This window comes from Streptomyces solitudinis (genome assembly GCF_036323765.1).
Classification (GTDB): domain Bacteria; phylum Actinomycetota; class Actinomycetes; order Streptomycetales; family Streptomycetaceae; genus Streptomyces.
This window is the reverse complement of the sequence record NZ_JAZDCW010000002.1, coordinates 393,368-412,542: the sequence shown is the minus strand read 5'-3', so window position 1 is coordinate 412,542 and position 19,175 is coordinate 393,368. Positions and strand designations below refer to the sequence as shown.

At 73.2% G+C, this 19,175-nt stretch carries 21 protein-coding genes; 9 read left to right on the top strand and 12 right to left on the bottom strand.

Features of this window, described 5'->3' with window-relative positions:
- Nucleotides 1–8 precede the first annotated feature (8 nt).
- The 5 genes from V1J52_RS05475 to V1J52_RS05455 all read right to left on the bottom strand — a co-directional run bounded on the left by V1J52_RS05475 (nt 9) and on the right by V1J52_RS05455 (nt 3,758).
- The gene (locus V1J52_RS05475) at nt 9–1,145 is read right to left on the bottom strand and encodes an RNA polymerase sigma factor SigF (RefSeq protein ID WP_443075737.1); all 1,137 of its coding nucleotides are present in this window, start codon (nt 1,143–1,145) and stop codon (nt 9–11) included.
- Nucleotides 1,034–1,441, bottom strand: coding sequence for an ATP-binding protein (locus V1J52_RS05470; RefSeq protein WP_330138443.1), 408 nt, complete (start codon nt 1,439–1,441; stop codon nt 1,034–1,036). Before V1J52_RS05470 ends, V1J52_RS05475 begins: the two co-directional genes overlap by 112 nt.
- A gap of 236 nt (nt 1,442–1,677) precedes the next feature.
- Nucleotides 1,678–2,190 carry a GNAT family N-acetyltransferase gene (locus V1J52_RS05465; protein ID WP_330138442.1) on the bottom strand — a complete coding sequence of 171 codons (513 nt, stop codon included), beginning with the start codon at nt 2,188–2,190 and terminating at the stop codon, nt 1,678–1,680.
- A gap of 10 nt (nt 2,191–2,200) precedes the next feature.
- Entirely contained in the window at nt 2,201–3,070 is an 870-nt protein-coding gene (locus V1J52_RS05460; protein WP_330138835.1) for a 1-aminocyclopropane-1-carboxylate deaminase/D-cysteine desulfhydrase, read from the bottom strand.
- A gap of 97 nt (nt 3,071–3,167) precedes the next feature.
- Nucleotides 3,168–3,758 carry an N-acetylmuramoyl-L-alanine amidase gene (locus tag V1J52_RS05455; RefSeq protein WP_330138441.1) on the bottom strand — a complete coding sequence of 197 codons (591 nt, stop codon included), beginning with the start codon at nt 3,756–3,758 and terminating at the stop codon, nt 3,168–3,170.
- Nucleotides 3,759–3,896: 138 nt separating this feature from the next.
- On the opposite strand from V1J52_RS05455, the gene V1J52_RS05450 reads away from it, so the two are divergent.
- A complete protein-coding gene (locus V1J52_RS05450; RefSeq protein ID WP_330138440.1) occupies nt 3,897–5,063 on the top strand; it encodes a methyltransferase in 1,167 nt (388 codons plus the stop codon).
- Here V1J52_RS05450 and V1J52_RS05445 read toward each other — a convergent pair.
- Together V1J52_RS05445 and snpA are read right to left on the bottom strand one after the other, a co-directional pair.
- Nucleotides 5,029–5,514, bottom strand: a complete 486-nt coding sequence (locus V1J52_RS05445) for an NUDIX domain-containing protein (RefSeq protein ID WP_330138439.1) — start codon at nt 5,512–5,514, stop codon at nt 5,029–5,031. The two genes, V1J52_RS05450 and V1J52_RS05445, sit on opposite strands and share 35 nt — an antisense overlap.
- 133 nt (nt 5,515–5,647) lie before the next feature.
- A complete protein-coding gene (gene snpA / locus V1J52_RS05440) occupies nt 5,648–6,364 on the bottom strand; it encodes a snapalysin (RefSeq protein ID WP_330138438.1) in 717 nt (238 codons plus the stop codon).
- 230 nt (nt 6,365–6,594) lie between these two features.
- On the opposite strand from snpA, the gene V1J52_RS05435 reads away from it, so the two are divergent.
- Together V1J52_RS05435 and V1J52_RS05430 are read left to right on the top strand one after the other, a co-directional pair.
- On the top strand, nt 6,595–7,545 hold the full coding sequence (locus V1J52_RS05435) for a LysR family transcriptional regulator (RefSeq protein WP_330138834.1): 951 nt from the start codon (nt 6,595–6,597) through the stop codon (nt 7,543–7,545).
- A gap of 142 nt (nt 7,546–7,687) precedes the next feature.
- Nucleotides 7,688–8,908, top strand: a complete 1,221-nt coding sequence (locus V1J52_RS05430) for a S8 family peptidase (protein ID WP_330138437.1) — start codon at nt 7,688–7,690, stop codon at nt 8,906–8,908.
- A 217-nt stretch (nt 8,909–9,125) separates the two neighbouring features.
- Here V1J52_RS05430 and sodN read toward each other — a convergent pair whose 3' ends face one another.
- Nucleotides 9,126–9,521, bottom strand: a complete 396-nt coding sequence (sodN, locus tag V1J52_RS05425) for a superoxide dismutase, Ni (RefSeq protein WP_330138436.1) — start codon at nt 9,519–9,521, stop codon at nt 9,126–9,128.
- A gap of 145 nt (nt 9,522–9,666) precedes the next feature.
- Here sodN and sodX point away from each other — a divergent pair, with 145 nt between their 5' ends.
- Nucleotides 9,667–10,047, top strand: coding sequence for a nickel-type superoxide dismutase maturation protease (gene sodX / locus V1J52_RS05420; protein ID WP_330138435.1), 381 nt, complete (start codon nt 9,667–9,669; stop codon nt 10,045–10,047).
- Here sodX and V1J52_RS05415 read toward each other — a convergent pair.
- Nucleotides 9,969–10,580 (bottom strand): CGNR zinc finger domain-containing protein, encoded by a 612-nt coding sequence (locus V1J52_RS05415; RefSeq protein ID WP_330138434.1) that lies wholly within the window; start codon nt 10,578–10,580, stop codon nt 9,969–9,971. The two genes, sodX and V1J52_RS05415, sit on opposite strands and share 79 nt — an antisense overlap.
- A 91-nt stretch (nt 10,581–10,671) precedes the next feature.
- On the opposite strand from V1J52_RS05415, the gene V1J52_RS05410 reads away from it, so the two are divergent.
- Complete coding sequence (locus V1J52_RS05410; RefSeq protein ID WP_330138433.1) at nt 10,672–11,445, top strand: class I SAM-dependent methyltransferase; 774 nt, start codon at nt 10,672–10,674, stop codon at nt 11,443–11,445.
- Nucleotides 11,446–11,518: 73 nt separating this feature from the next.
- Here the strand turns inward: V1J52_RS05410 and V1J52_RS05405 are convergent, their stop codons facing one another.
- The gene (locus V1J52_RS05405) at nt 11,519–12,715 is read right to left on the bottom strand and encodes an NAD(P)-dependent malic enzyme (RefSeq protein WP_330138432.1); all 1,197 of its coding nucleotides are present in this window, start codon (nt 12,713–12,715) and stop codon (nt 11,519–11,521) included.
- A gap of 549 nt (nt 12,716–13,264) precedes the next feature.
- Here V1J52_RS05405 and V1J52_RS05400 point away from each other — a divergent pair.
- From V1J52_RS05400 to V1J52_RS05385, 4 genes are all read left to right on the top strand, one after another.
- Nucleotides 13,265–14,218: an ABC transporter substrate-binding protein gene (locus V1J52_RS05400; protein ID WP_330138431.1), complete on the top strand. Its 954-nt coding sequence runs from the start codon at nt 13,265–13,267 to the stop codon at nt 14,216–14,218.
- 45 nt (nt 14,219–14,263) lie between these two features.
- Nucleotides 14,264–15,301 (top strand): amino acid ABC transporter permease, encoded by a 1,038-nt coding sequence (locus V1J52_RS05395; protein ID WP_443075718.1) that lies wholly within the window; start codon nt 14,264–14,266, stop codon nt 15,299–15,301.
- Nucleotides 15,298–16,074 carry an amino acid ABC transporter ATP-binding protein gene (locus V1J52_RS05390; protein ID WP_330138430.1) on the top strand — a complete coding sequence of 259 codons (777 nt, stop codon included), beginning with the start codon at nt 15,298–15,300 and terminating at the stop codon, nt 16,072–16,074. Before V1J52_RS05395 ends, V1J52_RS05390 begins: the two co-directional genes overlap by 4 nt.
- 133 nt (nt 16,075–16,207) lie before the next feature.
- Nucleotides 16,208–17,170 (top strand): zinc-binding dehydrogenase, encoded by a 963-nt coding sequence (locus V1J52_RS05385; RefSeq protein ID WP_330138429.1) that lies wholly within the window; start codon nt 16,208–16,210, stop codon nt 17,168–17,170.
- A 102-nt stretch (nt 17,171–17,272) separates the two neighbouring features.
- Here the strand turns inward: V1J52_RS05385 and V1J52_RS05380 are convergent, their stop codons facing one another.
- Together V1J52_RS05380 and V1J52_RS05375 are read right to left on the bottom strand one after the other, a co-directional pair.
- Complete coding sequence (locus V1J52_RS05380; RefSeq protein WP_330138428.1) at nt 17,273–18,268, bottom strand: PadR family transcriptional regulator; 996 nt, start codon at nt 18,266–18,268, stop codon at nt 17,273–17,275.
- Between the two features lies 1 nt (nt 18,269).
- Complete coding sequence (locus tag V1J52_RS05375; RefSeq protein ID WP_330138427.1) at nt 18,270–19,157, bottom strand: DUF4097 family beta strand repeat-containing protein; 888 nt, start codon at nt 19,155–19,157, stop codon at nt 18,270–18,272.
- Nucleotides 19,158–19,175: the final 18 nt, after the last annotated feature.

The window sequence follows — 19,175 nt, the reverse complement described above, 5'->3', positions numbered from 1 at the left end:
GGCGAGCCCTACTCCTCCACCAGGAGCTTGTCCCGGAGCTGGGCCAGCGTGCGGGCCAGCAGCCGGGAGACGTGCATCTGCGAGATGCCGACCTCCTGCGCGATCTGCGACTGGGTCATGTTCCCGAAGAACCGCAGCAGCAGGATCTTCTTCTCCCGCGGCGGAAGCTGCTCCAGCAGCGGCTTGAGCGACTCGCGGTACTCCACGCCCTCCAGGGCGTCGTCCTCCGCGCCGAGCGTCTCGGCGACGGCCGGCGACTCGTCGTCGGTGTCCGGGACGTCGAGGGAGAGCGTGCTGTAGGCGTTGGCGGATTCCAGGCCCTCCAGCACGTCCTCCTCGGAGATGGCCAGCCGCTCGGCCAGCTCGTGCACCGTCGGGGCGCGGCCGTGCTGCTGGGACAGCTCCGCCGTCGCGGTGGACAGCGACAGCCGCAGCTCCTGGAGCCGCCGGGGCACCCGTACCGCCCAGCCCTTGTCGCGGAAGTGCCGTTTGATCTCGCCGACGACGGTCGGGGTCGCGTAGGTGGAGAACTCCACGCCCCGCTCGGGGTCGAACCGGTCCACCGACTTGATGAGCCCGATGGTGGCGACCTGCGTCAGGTCGTCCAGCGGCTCACCCCGGTTGCGGAAGCGGCGGGCCAGGTGCTCGACCAGCGGCAGGTGCATCCGCACGAGCGCGTTGCGCAGCTCCGCGCGCTCCGGTGAGCCTTCGGGCAGGCCGCGCAGCTCGACGAAGAGCGTCCGGGCGCCCGTGCGGTCCACGGCCCCCGGCGCGCCGCCCGGCGGGCGGGCGGCGCCGTTGCCGTCTGCGGCGCCGTTCGGTCTGCCCTCGGCGGTGTGCTGTTCCGGCTGCTCGTTCATGACCTCCGTCCGGGTGCCCTGCTCCGTTCGCTGGCCTGGGTCGGCCGGATGCGGCCGTGCGTGCTGTTCCGGGATCGCCGTATCCGCCGCCATGTCATGACGGCCGACCGGCGCGTCGTGCTCCAGGTCGTTCATACCGGCCCCCTCATCCCGGGCCGGCCCGGTGGCATCGGTCACGATGCCCCGGGGCCGGCGCCGCGCTTCTTGTGCAGGCTGATGCTGACCGTGCGGTCCTCGGCGACCGCCGAGTCCACTTCGCCCGCCAGCGCCGAGAGCACCGTCCAGGCAAAGGTGTCGCGCTCGGGGGCGCGACCGTCCGTCGTGGGCGCCGAGACGGTCACTCTGAGTGAGTCACCGACCAGGGTGAAGACGCAACTGAGCACACTGCCCGGCACCGCTTGCTGGAGCAGGATCGCGCACGCCTCGTCGACGGCGATGCGAAGATCCTCGATCTCGTCGAGGGTGAAGTCCAAGCGGGCCGCGAGACCGGCGGTGGCCGTCCGCAGCACCGACAGATAGGCACCCGCCGCGGGCAGCCGGACCTCGACGAAGTCCTTCTCCCCACCTACGATCTGGGACACCCTCACCTCCAAGGTGACGCAAACTGGTTGAGCTGCCACGGCCGCCGGGCCGGTACTCTGGTGGTCAGAGGGAGCCGGGCTGGCGCGAGCAGATGGTCCGCCTGCGACGCTACCGCGATCCGTGGCATGCTGTCCCCCGGATGGAGTCGCGCCGCCCCATACCGTGAACGTCACCCATCGTAAACACATGGGTACTGTCCGTGGCTAGAGGTGTGGCGGTATCAATTCCGCGAATATTACGCTGCGTTGCTCTTCGCCCCGCTGAGACCGGTCTTCCCGGCCTCCTCCGCGAGCGCCCGCAGGGGCTCCCCGGCGAGACGGTAGACCGTCCACCCGCTCATGGGCTCGGCGCCCAGGGAGCGGTAGAAGCCGATCGAGGGCTCGTTCCAGTCCAGCACGGACCACTCGAAGCGCTCGTAGCCGCGCTCCCGGCAGATCCCCGCCAGCGCCGCCAGCAGGGCCCGGCCGTGGCCCGCGCCGCGCGCGGACGGACGCACGTACAGGTCCTCCAGGTAGACGCCGTGGGTACCGGTCCAGGTGGAGAAGTTCCGGAACCACAGGGCGAAGCCCAGCGGCTCGCCGCCGTCCTCGGCGAGCAGCGCGAACGCGGCCGGGTGGGCGCCGAAGAGCGCCTCGTGGAGCTGTTCCTCGGTGGCCCTCGCGTGGTCGGCTGCGCGCTCGTACTCCGCGAGCTCGCGGATCATGTCCCGGATGACGGGGACGTCTGCGGGGGTGGCGGCTCGGATCATGGGGGAGAGGTTAGCCGGTGACGACGGCGGCGATCGTCGTGCCCGGGGGGAAGGCGCCCTCCTCGGCGAGGACGGCCAGCCCGAACAGCAGCTTCGCCACGTACACCCGGTCCAGCGCGAGGCCGTGGCGCTGCTCGAAGGCGCGGGCGAACCGTTCGAGGGCGGGTGTGGTGCGGGCGTAACCGCCGCAGTGGAAACGCTCCTCCAGCCGCCAGGTGCCCGCCGGCCCGCCGAACGCGTCCCGCTGCAACCGCCGGACCTCGTCCGCGAGGAAGCTCCCCCGGAGTACGGGAATGCCCAGCGCGGGCGGCCCCGCGGCCGCCAGGCCCGCGAGCGTGCCGCCGGTGCCGCAGGCGACCGCCGCCAGGTCCGCCGTGCCGCGCAGTTCCCGGCCCAGCGCCGCACAGCCCCGTACCGCGTGGGCGTTGCTGCCGCCCTCGGGCACGAGGAAGAAGGGGCCGAAGCGCTCGCGCAGGCCGTCCGTGTACTCCGGCTCCGCGCGGCGCCGGTACTCGGCGCGGGAGACGAAGTGGAGCCGCATCCCGTCCGCCCGGCAGCGGGCGAGGGAGTCGTTGAGCGGCCGGTGGGCCAGTTCGTCGCCGCGCACCACACCGACGGTGCGCAGGCCCAGCAGCCGTCCCGCCGCGGCGGTGGCCCGCAGGTGGTTGGAGTAGGCGCCGCCGAAGGTGAGCAGCGTGTCGTGGCCGGCCTCGGCGGCCGCCGCGAGGTTGGGCACCAGTTTGCGCCACTTGTTGCCCGGCAGCGCCGGGTGGAGGAGGTCGTCACGCTTGAGGAGCAGCCGCAGGCCCCGCCGGGTGAAGCGTTCGTCCCCGCACTCCGTGAGCGGCGAGGGCAGCCGGGCGGCCAGCGGCCCGGGCACGGCTGGTGGGCGCGTGCCGGGTGCGGCGGGCCGCCGGTGGGGGGTGGCGGGAGGCGGGGCCGGCTGGGGTCCTGGCTGGGGTTCCACGGATCGATTCTCAGGCCAGGAGCTTCCTGACGCGCTCCCGCAGGGAGTCCATCGAGAAGCCGCGCGGATCGATCTTGTGGTGCGTCCACTCCAGGTGGCCGATCACGGACCACTCGTTCCAGCCGTGGTGGCGGCACACCGCCGCCGCGGCCCGGGCGATGGCGTCCATCTGCGCCTCGGGCCAGGGGTCGCGCCCGTCCCCCATGTTCTCGCACTCGAAGCCGTAGAAGCGGGTGTTGCCGTCGGTGTTCCTTTCGTTCGGTGAGGGGGTGCGCCGTTCCGCGATGACCGCGCGCAGCACATCGTCGTCCCCGAGGCCCGCGTGGTTGGCCCGCCCGTGGCCGACCAGGTGGACCCGGCCGTCCTTGGTGATGACGCCGTGGCACAGCGGCCCCGGCAGGCCCGCGTAGCCCCTGCGGCACAGTTCGACGGTCTTCCGGGCGCCGTTCGTCACGGTGTGGTGGATCATCACACCGTGCACCGGCCCCCAGCGCCCCACATGATTGCGATGGTGATTGCGCCAGTCGCCCACTTCCTCGACCCGGCAGCCTTCATTCCGGAGAGCGGACAGCAGGGCGCTGGCGGTGATAGGTGTCGCCATAAGGCACCCTTACCCTGGGTGGCAGATCAACTACCATTAGTGGTATTACCGTTCGATGCATTCGCGTACGGTCGTCGCGCGGTGCGCGCGGGCACACGCCCGGCGTGGGTCCGGCGCGCACCTGGATACAGTCGTCGCATGGACGTCCTCCCCCTCGGCCCCTCCGCCCCCGTGCTGCGCTGGCGCTCGGAGTCGGCGGCACCCGTGCCGGACCGGGTGGTGGAGGCCGACGACTCGATGCGCGCCGACACCGCCTTCCGGCTCGCCTGCGAGGGCACGGCCCTGCTGTGGCGCGGCGACTTCCAGGGTGCGCGGCAACTGCTCACGGCGCTCGGGCGGCGCGCCGACCGGGCCCCGCGCCGCCGTGCGCGGCCGGCCCCCGGTGCCACCGCCGCGCCCACGCCGTACCAGGCGTTCCACCGGCACCGGCAGGCCCAGGGCCGCCGGGCCCGCCTCCTCGGCATGCTCCTGGTCCCGGTGGACCCCGGGTACGTGGTGCCGCTGCGCCGGGCGCCGGACGTAGCTGCCGCCTGCACCGAGGCGTACGGGCCCTGGGAGGACGCCGGGCACGGCGGCGCGGCCGACGGCCTCGCGGTGTCGCTGCGGGAACTGCTGGGAGTGATCGGCGCCCACGAGTGGCGGCGCAAGGGCGTGCCCGTGCCCGCGCTCGGTGGCGACCGCGTCCATCCCTATTACGGCGTCTTCTCCCCGGTGCGCGGCGAGTACGTGGACCTCGTCGCCCGCGCGCCGCTGCCCGCCGACCAGACGCTCGCCGTCGACGTCGGCACGGGCACCGGCGTGCTGGCCGCCGTCCTCGCCCGGCGCGGCGTCGCCCGGGTGGTGGCCACCGACCAGGACCCGCGGGCGCTGGACTGCGCCCGCGACAACACCACCCGGCTCGGCCTCACCGGCCGCGTCGAGGTGGTGGCGGCCGACCTCTTCCCGCCCGTCCGCGCACCGCTGGTCGTGTGCAACCCGCCCTGGCTGCCCGCGAAGGTGACGTCACCGGTGGAGCACGCCGTCTACGACCCGGGCAGCCGCATGCTGCGCGGCTTCCTGGCCGGACTGCCCGGCGCGCTGGCCCCCGGCGGGGAGGGCTGGCTGCTGCTGTCCGACCTCGCCGAGCACCTCGGCCTGCGCTCCCGGGCCGAGCTGCTGGAGCTCGTGGCGCAGGCCGGGCTCACGGTGCTGGACCGGCTGGACACCCGTCCCGCGCACCCCCGCGCCAGCGACGCCGGCGACCCGCTCCACGCGGCGCGGGCGGCCGAGGTCACCTCGCTGTGGCGGCTGGCTCCCAGCCGGTGAGCAGCACGGCGTGCTCACCGGCGCGGTAGCGGGCGAGGGCCTCGGCCGCCTGCGGCAACGCGTCGTCCGGCACCGCGTCCAGCGGCGTCCAGCACACCTCGGAGTGCTTCTCCGGCTCGGCGTTGACCAGCTCCCCCGACCACGCCCGCGCCGCGAAGACGACGGTCAGATAGCCGGCGGAGGACTCGGCGCTGCGCGCCCCGTGCACCACGTGCGCCAGCCGCAGCTCGTCCTCGGCCACCACCAGCCCCGTCTCCTCGCGCAGTTCGCGCACCGCCGTCGCGGTCACGGGCTCGCCCGGGTCGTTCTTGCCCACCGGCAGGTCCCAGCGGCCGCGGGCGAACTTCGCGCGGGGGCCGCGGCGCAGCAGCACGACGCGGTCGGTCGCCGGGTCGTGGACGATGACGGCCGCGGCGAGCAGGCGCATGGACGCGGTGGCGGACGGAAGCACGGCGCTCTCCTTCGTGCCGGTGGCGGACGGGGCCAGCCTCCCATCCGCCACCGGCGCGGCGCCATGCCCGCCCACTCCCCGGTGGACGGGCACGGCGCGGGGACGTTCCGCGTGGTCCTGGCGCGTACGCCGGTCAGCGGACCTTGACGGCGGTCTCCTTCTCGAAGGCGGACAGGGCGCGGGCCCACAGCGAGTCGACCCGGCTGGCCTCGGTCCGGTTCGGGTACGCGTTCGTGCAGGACGGGCCGGGGCCGCCGCCCGACATCAGCTCGCTGCACGGCCCGCTGTAGCGGTCCGGCAGGCCGAGCACGTGCCCGGTCTCGTGGGAGGTGACGCGGGTGGAGTCGTAGACCTGGTTCTGCCGGTAGTCGAGGAAGATGTAGCCGTTGCCGCGCCCGTCGGTGTAGGCGTAGGAGCCGCGCGAGCTGTTGCCCTCGCGGTAGGTGAAGTCGGCGTTGCTCCCCTCGCGCAGCTGGACGCTGCTGACGGAGGAGTTCCATATCTGCGTCGATCTGGCGATCTGGGTGCGGAAGCTCGGGGCCCTGCTGGCGTCGTAGGTGACGGTGACGGCCTGGGCGCCGGGGCTCTGGGCGTGCTTCTCCAGCGCGGAGTCCATCACGGCCTCGAAGAAGGCGCGGGACTGCGCCTCCTGCACCGCGCCGGCGGCTCCGGCCGGTGCGCCCTGCGAGCCGCCGGAGCCGGGGGCGAACGCCGCCGTGGCGGCGCCCGGGGTGTCCTCGGCGGCGGGTGCCGCGGGAGCCGCCGAGACGGTCGTCGCGGGCACGGCGGCGAGGCTCGCCGCCAGCCCGAGGCCGAGCGTGGCCGACAGCGCTGTCCTGAGGTGCTTCATGGGGGGTGTCCCTTCTCCGGGACCCGGCCCGCTGCCGTGCTGTGGGGTGGCGGCAGGGCGGCGTCCCGATGCATCGCGGTCCCGGAGATTGTCGGGTGCATGGCGACCCGGGGGCACGATGTCAGCACGCCATAGGGCGGCCCTATGGGGCCGTCCGCCGCGCACCGCGCCCGCCCGCCGCTCTGGTGGGCCCCCGGCGCCGCGGCTATCCTCCCGGCGTGGAGCTGGAAGTGAGGCACCTGCGCGCGCTGTGTGCCATCGCCGACGCGGGCAGCGTGCGTGCGGCTGCCCGTCAACTCGGCGTGACACAGCCGTCGTTGACGACCCAGCTACGCCGCATCGAGAACACGCTCGGCGGCCGGTTGTTCGTCCGGGAACGCACCGGGAGCAGGCCCACCGCGCTCGGACGCACCGTACTGAGCCGGGCCAGGCCGCTGGTCGCCGAGCTGGGCGCGCTCGTCGCCGAGGCACGGGACGCCGCGGTGCACTGCGGCGAGCCGCGGCTGCGGATCGGCAGCACCGGCACCACCGGCACCCGGGCCGTCGTGAGCTGGCTGCGGCGGCTGCACGCCCGCTACCCGGACACCGACACCACCATCCACATCGACGCCTCCGCCAACGCACTGCTGCGCATGGTCGCCGAGGGCCAGCTCGACGCCGTCTTCGTGCACGAGGTGGACGGCTGCCCCCTGCGCGTCCCGCCGGGCGTCGAGCAGCGCGTCGTGGTCGAGCGGGAGCCGCAGTTCGTCGCCGTCCCCGTCGGCCACCCCGCCGCCCGGCGCCCCGTCCTGCGCCTGACGGACCTGGCCGGGGACCGCTGGATGGTCGATCCCAGCGCGGACGGCGAGTGGGACGGCCTGCGCCGCGTCCTGACCGCCGCCGGACTCAACCCCCGCGTCGTGCTCGGCGACTACCTGACGGCCGCGGAACTCGTCACGGCCGGAGAGGTCGTCATCCCCTGCCAGCCCACCGCGCGCCCCCGGCCAGGCATGGTCATCCGGCCGCTGCGCGGGGACCCGCTGACCGTCCGGCTGCTCCTGGCCTCCCGGCCCGGTTCCCCGCCCGGCACCGACGCGGAGGCGATCTTCGACGACCTGCGCGCCGCGTACGCCGAGATCGCCCGCGGCAGCGCCGCCTACCACGCGTGGCTGCGCCGCCACGCCAGCCCCCTGGCCGTCTGAGCGCACCGCGGCGTTCCCCGTACGGGTGAACTTCCTCAAGGGTAGGGCGTGTCGCCGACGATGAATAAGGGAACGGCCGTTGGACGCGTCAGCGACACCCGCGCCCGTCGGGCCGTGACCCCCGTCCTGAAAGAGACCGCACATGTCCCGATTCCTGACGCGGCGTCTGGCCGTGCTCCTGGCCACCCTCCTGCTACCCGCACCGCTGGCCCTGGCGGCCGAGCCCGGCGGCGGCGTCCCCGAGCCGGAGCGCCCCGCGCTCGCCCCGCTGCACCGCTCGCCCGCCGCCATCCCCGGCCAGTACCTCGTCACCCTGCGTCCCGGCCACCGCCCGGCCGAGGTGGCGAAGGCCCTCGGCGCCAAGCCCCAGTTCGTCTACGAATCCGCCCTCGTGGGCTTCGCCGCGCCCCTCACCGAGCACCAGATCACGGCGGTCCGCCGGCTGGCCGGGGTCTCCGCCGTCGAAGAGGACGCGATGGTCCAGGTCAGCGCCGCCGTACCCACGGCCGCCCCGGCGGTCCCGGCGGTCCCGGCCGCTCCGGCCGAGAGCTGGGGCCTGGACCGCATCGACCAGCGTGAACTCCCGCTCGACGGGGACTTCACGGTCCAGGGCACGGGCGAGGGCGTCAACGTCTACATCATGGACACCGGCATCGACTTCACCCACGAGGAGTTCGGCGGCCGGGCCGTGCCGGGCTTCGACGCCGTCGGAGACGGCCGTGCCGGAGCCGACTGCAACGGGCACGGCACCCACGTCGCGGGTACCGCCGGCGGCAGCACCCACGGCGTCGCCCGCGAAGCCACGCTCGTGAGCCTGCGCGTCCTCGACTGCGAGGGCAGGGGCAGCGTCGGCAGCATCCTCGCGGGCTTCGACTGGGCGGTCCGAAACGCGCAGCAGCCGGCCGTGCTGAACGCCTCACTCGGCGGCTCGCGCTCCGAAGTGCTCAACTTCGCCGCCAGCGCGGTGGCGCGCTCGGGCGTGCTGCCCGTCGCCGCCGCCGGCAACGAGTCCAGTGACGCCTGCGGCGTCTCACCGGCCAGCGCCGAACGGGCCATGACCGTCGCCGCCTCGACCCGCACCGACACCGAGGCCGACTTCAGCAACTACGGGGAGTGCGTGGACCTCTACGCACCCGGGAAGGACATCACCTCGGCCAGGCTCGGCGGCGGCTTCGTGACGCTGTCCGGCACCTCGATGGCGGCCCCGCACGTCTCCGGGACGGCCGCGCTGTACCTGGAGACGCGGGGCGGCGCCCCCGCGCGGGCCGTCGAGCGGTGGCTGACCGGCACCACCACCCGGGGCACGCTCACCGACCTCGGCCCCGGCTCCCCCAACGCCCTGCTCTACACCGGGAACCTGTAACCGGCCGGCCGCTGGAACGGCATCGTGGACCGGCGTCCCCACGCCCGCCGGGCACCGGGCGCCCACTGAGCCGCGAGGACCGGCCACACCGGCACCCGCCCGCCCCGCCGCCGGACACGGCGGCGGGGCGGGCGGGTCGCACACGACGTCCCTCGAACGCGCGGAGGCCCCTGACCGGCGGATCGGGAAGACCGCCGGCCAGGGGCCTGGGCCCGGGTCAGGCCTTCTTGGTCTCCCAGAAGATCTTGTCGATCTGGGCGATGTGGTCCAGCGCCTTCTGGCCGGTGGCCGGGTCGGTGGAGCCCTTGGCGGCCGAGAGGGCCTTCAGGGTGTCGTTGACCAGCTGGTGCAGCTCCGGGTACTTCTCGAAGTGCGGCGGCTTGAAGTAGTCGCTCCACAGCACGGAGACGTGGTGCTTGGCGAGCTCGGCGCGCTCCTCCTTGATGACGGTCGCGCGTGCCCGGTAGTGCGGGTCCTCGTTGGCCTGGTACTTCTCCTGAATGGCCTTGACGGACTCGGCTTCGATCCGGGCCTGGGCCGGGTCGTAGACACCGCAGGGAAGGTCGCAGTGGGCGCTGACCTTCACCGTCGGGGCGAACAGGCGGGAAAGCATAGAGCTGGGCCTCCTCGTGATCGTCTTCTCACGTGCGAGATTACTCCCTGCGGGAAGGCTTTTCTCGCGTGGCCCCACGGGATTAGGGCGAAAGTCCGAGTGCGGCGGCGGGGCCCTTGGACGATGGACCGGAGGGACGGCTGAGGTGCTGGGGCGGATCGGGCTGGCCGAGGTCTACAACCCGTCGATGCTGCCGACGCTCCGGCCGGGGGACCGGCTGGTGCTGCGGTACGGGGTGCCGGTGCGTCCCGGCCACGTGGTGGTGGTGCGCCACCCGTTCCAGCACGACCTGCTGATCGTCAAGCGTGTCGTCGGACGCCGGGCGGGCGGCTGGTGGGTGCGGGGCGACAATCCGCGGGTGTGCAACGACAGCCGGGAGTTCGGCGTCGTGCCCGACGAGCTGGTGGTGGCCAGGGCGGTGCTGCGGCTGCGGCCGCCCGCGCGTGCTCAGCGGTCGCCCGGCGCCGCGGCGGGCTGGGCACTGTCGGCCGTCCGGCCGCTCTCCAGGCGTTTGCGGGCCCGGTAGGCGGCGACGTTCGCACGGGTGGCGCAGCGGTCGGAGCAGTAGCGCCGTGAGCGGTTCGTCGAGGTGTCCAGGTAGGCGTTGCGGCAGGGGGCGGCCTGGCAGATGCCGAGGCGGTCGACGCCGAGGTCGGTGAGGCTGAACGCGAGGCCCATGGCGGCGATGGCGGCGTAGCCGGCGCCCGCGCTGGCGGCGTTCTCGGCCAGGTGCATGTGCCACTTCGGGCTGCCCTGTTCGTCGCGGAACTCGTGCCCGGCGATCTGCGGGCTGCACGGGTACTCCATCAGCAGCGCGTTCAGCAGGTCCACGGCCCGTACCTCGTCGCCCTCGGCGGCGGCGGAGAAGACGGCGCGCAGCCGGGTCCGTACGGCGCGCAGCCGGGTGACGTCGGTGTCCGTGGCGCGCCGGGCGGCCTGCCTGCTCGGGCCGAACAGCTCGCGCACCGCCTCCACGGAGGTGAGGGCGTCCTCGCCGCGGGCGGGCTCCTCGGTGTTGACGAGCCGCACGGCGAAGTCCGCGTAATAGGTCAGTTCCACTTGTGGTCCTTACGGCTCGGGGGATAGGGTGCCGGTCGGGAGAGGTAAGGGCCGATTGCGGTCCCAGCCTATTACGTACGGGAGGGTGACGATGACCGAGACCGCCGCGCACGTGGACTGGCGGGCCTGGCAGCGCAGCTGGGACCGGCAGCAGGAGTGGTACCTGCCCGACCGTGAGGAGCGGTTCGGCGCGATGCTGGACACCGTGGAGGCGCTGACCGGCCCCCGGCCGCGCGTCCTGGACCTGGCCTGCGGCACCGGCAGCATCTCCGACCGGGTGCTGGCCCGCTTCCCCGGCGCCGCGTGCACGGGCGTGGACCTGGACCCGGCCCTGCTCACCATCGCCCGCGGCCACTTCGCGGACGACGAGCGGGCGCGCTTCGTCACCGCCGACCTGCGCGACGCCCACTGGACGCGGCTGCTGCCGCACGACGGTTACGACGCCGTGCTCACCGCCACCGCGCTGCACTGGCTGCACACGGACGAACTAGCCGCGCTCTACCGGCAGCTGGCCGGCGTGCTGCGGCCGGGCGGGGTCTTCGCCAACGCCGACCGCATGCCCGACCCGGAAACGCCCCGCATCAACGCCGCCCTCCACGCCCACGAGAAGGCCCGCCAGGAGCGGGACAAGGCGGCCGGGGCCCAGGACTGGGCGGACTGGTGGGCGGCCGCCGCGGCGGAACCGGTGCTGGCCGAGGCCGTCGCCGAGCGGCACCGCCTCTTCGGCGACCCCGCGTCCGACCACAGCGACGGTGAGATGCAGTCCCCGGCGTGGCACGTGCGGGCGCTGCGGGAGGCCGGTTTCGCCGAGGCGCGCGTCGTGTGGGCCTCGCGCCACGACGCGATGGCCGTCGGGCTGCGCTGAGCCGCGACGGGGTGAGGAGCATCCGGCGCGGCGGTGCGGAACCGGTCCGCACCGCCGCGCCGGACGGCCACCGTCAGCGGCGGGCGACGCCCTCCAGCCGGGCGGCGGCCGCGACGGCCGCGGTGACGGCCGGCGCCACCCGCTCGTCGAACGGTGAGGGGATGACCTTGTCCGCGCTCAGCTCGTCGGCCACCACGGCGGCCAGCGCCTCGGCGGCGGCGAGCTTCATGCCCTCGGTGATGCTGGTCGCGCGCACCTGCATGGCACCGGCGAAGATGCCGGGGAAGGCCAGCACGTTGTTGATCTGGTTGGGGTAGTCGCTGCGCCCGGTGGCGACGACGGCGGCGTACCTGCGGGCGACGTCCGGGTGGATCTCGGGCGTCGGGTTGGCCATGGCGAAGATGAACGCGTCCTTCGCCATCCTGGCCACCGCGGACTCGGGGACGGTGCCGCCGCTGACGCCGATGAAGACGTCCGCGCCGTCCATCGCCACCTCCAGCGAGCCGGTGAGTCCCGTCCGGTTGGAGAAGTCCGCCAGGTCGCGCTTGACGTCGTTGAGGTCCTGCCGGTCCCGGGAGACGATGCCCTTGCGGTCGCAGACGGTGACGTCGCCGACGCCCGTCTCCAGGAGGATGCGGGCGATGGCCACACCCGCGGCGCCCGCCCCGGAGATGACCGCGCGCAGGCTCTCCAGCGGCCGCCCGGTGAGCCGGGCCGCGTTGCGCAGGGCGGCCAGGGTGACGATCGCGGTGCCGTGCTGGTCGTCGTGGAAGACCGGGATGTCCAGCCGCTCCTTGAGCCGCCGCTCGATCTCGAAGCAGCGGGGCGCGGAGATGTCCTCCAGGTTGACCCCGCCGAAGGACGGCGCGAGCCGCACGACGGTGTCCACGATCTCGTCCGGGTCCTTGGTGTCCAGCGCGATCGGCACCGCGTCGACGCCGCCGAACTGCTTGAAGAGGATGGCCTTGCCCTCCATCACCGGCAGGGACGCCTCGGGGCCGATGTCCCCGAGTCCCAGCACGGCGCTGCCGTCCGTCACGACGGCGACGACCTGCGACTTCCACGTGTAGTCGTGCACGAGTTCCGGCTGTTCCGCGATCGCGCTGCACACCTTGGCGACGCCCGGTGTGTAGGCGAGGGACAGGTCGGCGGCGTCCCGGACCGGGACGGTAGCCCGCACTGCCATCTTGCCGCCGCGGTGCAGCGCGAAAGCCGGATCGATCGCGTCTTCGGCCAGCTCGCTCTGCGGATTGACGATCTCCGCTGCCACTTTTGACCCCTTATTCCTGATATATGCCGAGGGTACCGCTGCCTGGTCGAGGCGCGGGGCGGAACCGCGTCCGCGTCCTGGCTGGTGGATGGCCACCGCCAGGGGGAGGAGCGGACGCCGGGCGCGCCGCACACGCGCCCTGGTCCCCGGGTGAGGGGTGTGACAGCCCTTTGTACCGGATGAGGGCTACCGGTACGAGTCGCTTACGGCACCGACTGGTACCCGGAGGAAGTCCGGGTGACCCGCGGGTGGGGCAAGTACGCAGATTTCACCTGATGAGCCGGTGACAGCACGGCTCGAAACGGACATGTCCGCCAGCATGGCCACCGCTTCGTGAGGAAGCTCACCCTGCGGTAAATCCTCCACGGGTGTCCGATCCTGAACGGACAATGTTCGGTCTTCGACCTCTGTTATCCGATTTTGACATCGGCCGGTCCCTACGGCCCCCTGTCCGGATGGCAAGATTTCCCCCATTACGCAGGGTCGCGCCGCTCGAAGGTGCGTGCCGCGTCCGTCGGACACCCCCTCACCTCCCTGGAGGACTCCACCATGACCGCTCGTATCACCCGCCGTCCGTCCGCGCGCCGTCGTCTCGCCGCGGCCGGAGCCATCGCGGTCACGGGTGCCCTGCTGCTCAGCGCCTGCGGTGACCAGACCGACGGTGCCAAGAGCGGCTCCGAGGGCGAGGAGAAGAAGGACGCGACGGCCTCCACCGCCCCCCTCTTCGACCAGCTCCCCAAGGACATCCAGGACAAGGGCGTCATCACCGTCGGTTCCGACATCGCCTACGCGCCGATCGAGTTCATGGACGAGAACAACGAGATCGCCGGCGTCGACCCGGACCTCGCCGAGGCCATCGGCAAGGAACTCGGCGTCGAGATGAAGTTCGAGAACGCCACCTTCGACCAGCTCGTCCTCGGCATGAACAACGGCCGCTACGACATCGTGATGTCGGCGATGACCGACACCAAGGAGCGCCAGCAGGGCGCCAGCGAGGACGCCAAGGGCGGCGCCGACTTCGTCGACTACTTCAAGGCCGGCTCGGCCATCCTGGTCGCCAAGGGCAACCCGGAGAAGATCCAGTCCCTGGACGACCTGTGCGGCAAGACCGTCGCCGCCCAGCGCGGCACGGCCAACGAGGACCTCATCAAGGAGCAGCAGAAGAAGTGCGACGAGGAGATCGACGCCTTCATCGCTGACAAGGACACGGACTCGATCACCCAGCTCCAGACCGACCGCGCCGACGCCGTCATCACCGACTACCCGGTGGCCCTGTACAACGAGCTGACCGCCGGTGACGGCGAGCTCTTCGAGGTCGTCGGCGAGCAGATCGACGCGGCCCCCTACGGCATCGCGGTCAGCAAGAAGAACACCGAGCTGCGCGACGCCGTCCAGAAGGCCGTCCAGGCGATCATCGACAACGGCGAGTACGCCAAGGTGCTGGAAGAGTGGAAGGCCGAGGCCGGCGCCATCGAGGAAGCCACCGTCAACGCCGGCCAGTGAGCCGTCCGCGGCCGTCCATCCCCACCCAGCTGAGGCAACACTTCTGTGAGCGAACCACACGACAAGCCGAGCGGGTCCGACCGGGCCGACCAGCTCAAGAAGGCTGACAACCCGGCCGGCGGCACCCCGCCGGCCCCGACCGGCGGACCCACCGCCACCGCGGTGGACGACGGCGAGCGCCCCGTCCCGCCCGGGGCCATCAGGGCCATCCCCGTGCGCCACTACGGCCGCTGGGCCGGCGCCGCCTGCGTGGTCGCGCTGCTGGCGCTGCTGGTGCTGGCCTTCGTCAACGGCCAGATCGACTGGGGCGTCGTCGGCGAGTACATGCTCGACGGCACGTTCTTCACCGGGGCTTTGAACACCCTGCTGATCACCGTGCTGTCGATGCTGCTCGGCGTCGTCCTCGGCTCGGTGCTGGCGGTGATGCGGCTGTCGAGGAACCCGGTGCTCTCCGGCGTCGCCTGGGGTTACATCTGGTTCTTCCGCGGCACCCCCGTCCTGGTGCAGCTCTTCTTGTGGTTCAACCTGGCGCTCGTCTTCGAGACGGTCGACCTGGGCCCGATCTACAAGAACGAGATGAACGACGTCATGACGCCGTTCCTCGCCGCGCTGCTGGCCCTCGGGCTCAACGAGGCCGCCTACATGGCCGAGATCACCCGGGCCGGCATCCAGTCGGTCGACCACGGCCAGACGGAGGCCGCGCAGGCGCTCGGCATGAACGGCACCAGGACGATGTGGCGCATCGTGATGCCGCAGGCCATGCGGGTGATCATCCCGCCGACCGGCAACGAGTTCATCAACATGCTCAAGACCTCGTCGCTGGCCTTCGCCATCAGCTTCCAGGAGCTGTTCCTGGCCAGCCGCAACATCGGTTCCCGGACGCTGGCGGTCATGGAGATGCTGATCGTCGTCTCCGTGTGGTACCTGGCGCTGACCACCGTCTTCAGCATCGGCCAGTACTACCTGGAGCGGCACTTCTCCAAGGGCGCCGACCGCCAGCTCCCGCCCACGCCGCTCCAGCGGATCAAGGCGCAGCTCACCTCCTTCCGCACCCCGAGCCAGGTGGGAGGCACCACCGTATGAGCAGCGAGAACGCCCAGCCGATGGTGAAGGCGGAGCAGGTCCACAAGTCATTCGGGCACGTGGAGGTGCTCAAGGGCATCGACCTGGAGGTGGCGCCGAAGGAGGTCTTCTGCCTCGTGGGGCCGTCCGGCTCGGGCAAGTCGACCTTCCTGCGGTGCATCAACCACCTGGAGAAGATCAACGCCGGCCGGCTGTACGTGGACGGGCAGCTCGTGGGCTACCGCCAGAAGGGCGACCTGCTCTACGAACTGCGCGAGCGGGAGGTCGCCGCCCAGCGCCGGGACATCGGCATGGTCTTCCAGCGGTTCAACCTCTTCCCGCACATGACGGCCGTGCAGAACGTCATGGAGGCGCCGGTCCAGGTCAAGGGCGAGCCGAAAGCCGTCGCCTACCAGCGGGCGGCCGCGCTCCTGGACCGCGTCGGGCTCGGCGACCGCATGGGGAACTACCCCGCGCAGCTCTCCGGCGGACAGCAGCAGCGCGTCGCCATCGCGCGGGCGCTGGCGATGGAGCCCAAGCTGATGCTGTTCGACGAACCCACCTCGGCGCTCGACCCGGAGCTGGTCGGCGAGGTGCTGGACGTCATGCGGGACCTGGCCGAGGACGGCATGACGATGATCGTCGTCACGCACGAGATGGGCTTCGCCCGCGAGGTGGGCGACTCGCTCGTCTTCATGGACGACGGCGTGGTCGTCGAGGCGGGCCACCCGCGCGACGTGCTGGGCAACCCGCAGCACGAGCGCACCAAGTCCTTCCTCTCCAAGGTGCTCTGAGGCACCCGGCCCACGGCGGCAGGCGGGGGCGGTACGGACGCCGGGCGTCCGTACCGCCCCCGCCCGTGTGCGCGGCGCGTGTCACAGCGGCGGGCGGTTCCGTGCGGAGGGGCGGCGGCGTAGCTTGAGGATCATGTTTGCTGCGTATGCCGCCCGTATGGACCGGGAACAGCCGCTCAACGGCCTGGAGCTGGGGGAACGCCCCGCCCCGGATGTGCCGCCCGGCTGGACGACCGTCGACGTCAAGGCCGCCTCGCTCAACCACCACGACCTGTGGACCCTGCGGGGCGTCGGGCTCGGCGAGGAGGCGCTGCCCATGATCCTGGGCTGCGACGCCGCCGGGACCGACGCCGACGGCAACGAGGTCGTCGTCTACCCGGTCATCGGGCTGACCGGGCACGGGGTGGGGCCGCGCGAGCCGCGCACCATCCTCACCGAGAAGTACCAGGGCACCTTCGCCGAGCAGGTCGCGGTGCCGCAGTGGAACGTGCTGCCCAAGCCCGAACAGCTCTCCTTCGAGGAGGCGGCCTGCCTCTCGACGGCCTGGCTGACGGCCTACCGCATGCTGTTCACGAAGGCGGCCGTGCGGCCGGGGGACAGCGTCCTCGTGCAGGGCGCGGGCGGCGGCGTGGCGACGGCGGCGATCGTCCTCGGCGCGGCGGCCGGACTGCGCGTCTTCGCCACCAGCCGGGACGAGGCCAAGCGGCGCCGGGCGGTGGAGCTGGGCGCCGAGGGCGCCTTCGAGCCCGGCGCACGTCTGCCGCACCGGGTGGACGCGGTGATCGAGACGGTCGGTGCCGCGACCTGGTCCCACTCGGTGAAGTCGCTCAAGTCCGGGGGCGCCCTGGTGATCTCCGGCACGACGAGCGGCACCAACCCGCCGTCCGCCGAGCTGAACCGCGTCTTCTTCCTGGAGCTGCGGGTGCTCGGCTCCACCATGGGCACCAAGGAGGAGCTGGCCGGGCTGCTGGACTTCTGCGCGGCCAAGGGGGTGCGGCCGGTCATCGACTCCACGCTGCCGCTGGACCGCGCCCGCGAGGGCTTCGAGAAGATGGCGTCGGGCGGCCTCTTCGGGAAGGTCGTGCTCACGGTGTGACCGGCGGCGTGCCCCGGACGGCGGCACCGGCGTACGCGGACCACGTCTGCGGGAAGGCGCCGGCCTGAGCGGCGCGGGTGGTGAGCCGCCCGCGCCCGCGCGTCAGGCCGGGGGGCGCAGGGTCGCGCCGATGTGGGCGGCGGCCGTCGACAGGTGGCGCCGCACCTCGCGCAACTGCTCGGAGCTGACCCCGTGGTCGCGGGCGGCGTCGCGGACGTCGTCCCGGAAGCGGTCCAGCAGGTGCCGCAGCGCCCGCGCGGGGTCCTCGTCGGCCCTCTCGTCCGGCTCCGCCGCCCAGTCCGGCACGCCGGGCTCCTCCCGGGCGCTGTCCCCGGCGTCCTGCGCCGCGGCCCCGGGGTCGCGGCCGGGGCCGGACGGGGACGGCCAGGGAGAGGTCCTGGCGGTCATGCGGCCGAGCGCGCCGAGTTCGCGGGACAGCTCCGAGACGCCCTCGCGGACCGCGCCCTGCCAGTCGCCGCTCTGGGCGCGCGCGGTGACCTGCTCCTGCACCTGGCGGGCGATCCTGCGGACCTCCTCCTGCGCGACGCGCTGCGCCTCCTGGCGGGCCCGGCGCGCCTCCTCCTGTGCGGCGCGGCTCTGCTGCCTGGCCCGGCGGGTCTCCGCCTTCGCCCGGCGGGCCTGCTCCTGCCACTGGCGTCCGGCCTCCCGCCAGGGGTCGTTCCCGCCGCCCGGCTCGCCCCCGGCGGTGCCGCGGGTGTGCTGCGCGGCCTCGCGCAGTTCGCGGCGCAGGTCGCTGGCGGAGCCCCGGACGTCGTCCCGGATCTCGGCGGCCAGCGCCGTGAGCGAGGCGTGGATCTCCTGCTCCAGTTCGGCGAGTTCCTCCGCGCGGTCGGCCAGTTCGGCCCGGCCGCGGCCGGTGATGGAGTACACCTTCCTGCCGCCCTCGGTGGTGTGGCTGACCAGCCCCTCGGCCTCCAGCTTGGCGAGCCTCGGGTACACCGTTCCGGCGGAGGGCGCGTACAGGCCCTCGAAGCGCTCCTCCAGCAGGCGGATCACCTCGTAGCCGTGGCGGGGGGCCTCGTCGAGGAGCTTGAGCAGGTACAGGCGCAGCCTGCCGTGGGCGAAGACGGGGGGCATGTCAGGCGTCCTTCACGAAGGTGGGGGCGTGCGCGGTGCCGGTGCGGGCCGGCGGGCGCCGCAGCAGCGCGATGCCGCCGGAGACGGTGGTGGCCTTCAGCCGCCCGTGTCCGGTACCGAGCGTTCCGGTGAGCCGGCGGGCGCCCCAGTGGCCGTCCGTCCGGAGGCCGTCGAAGGCGCTGGAGAGCGTGCCGGCGGTGGTGTGCGCCTCGACCTCGGCGTCCGGCTGCCCAGGGAGCCGGACGGCGATCTCGCCGGAGACGCTGGTCAGGCTCAGGTCGGTGGGGGTCGCGTCCCCGCCGCCGGGGCCGTCTCCGGCGAGGTCGAGGAGCAGGTCGCCGTTCACCGTGTCGGCCTTCACCGCGGCGGCGCCGTCGAGCACGGTGAGGTTCCCGGAGACGGAGTGGAAGGCCAGTTCGCCGCTCAGCCCCTGCGCCTCGACACCGCCGGAGACGGTGTGTGCGCGGACCCGGCCGCCGAGGCCGGTGAGCGTGGTCTCGCCGGTGATGCCGCGGATCTCCGTGCCGCCGGTGACGCCGGAGACGACGGTGCCCGCGCCGATCGCCCCGACCTTCACCACGGCCGTGGCCGGGACCGCGAGGGTGACGTCGGCGCTGCGCCGCCACCCGGTTCCGTCCAGCAGCTTGAGGAAGCCCTGCCAGGGGATGTCGTCGTAGGCGACGGTGAGCGTGCCGTCCTGGTGCACGACCCGCAGCGGCGGGCCCTCGATCGCCGACACCTCCAGACGGGCCCGCCCGTCCGCGGCCCGCGCGTCGGTGCCGACGACGTTGACCGCGCCGCCGACGACGCGGACCTCCAGGCGGGACACGGGCGCGTCGATGGTGAGCTGCTGCGGTGAGGTGATCCACCACTCCGACCGGCTGGACACCGTGGGCCTCCCGGGGCG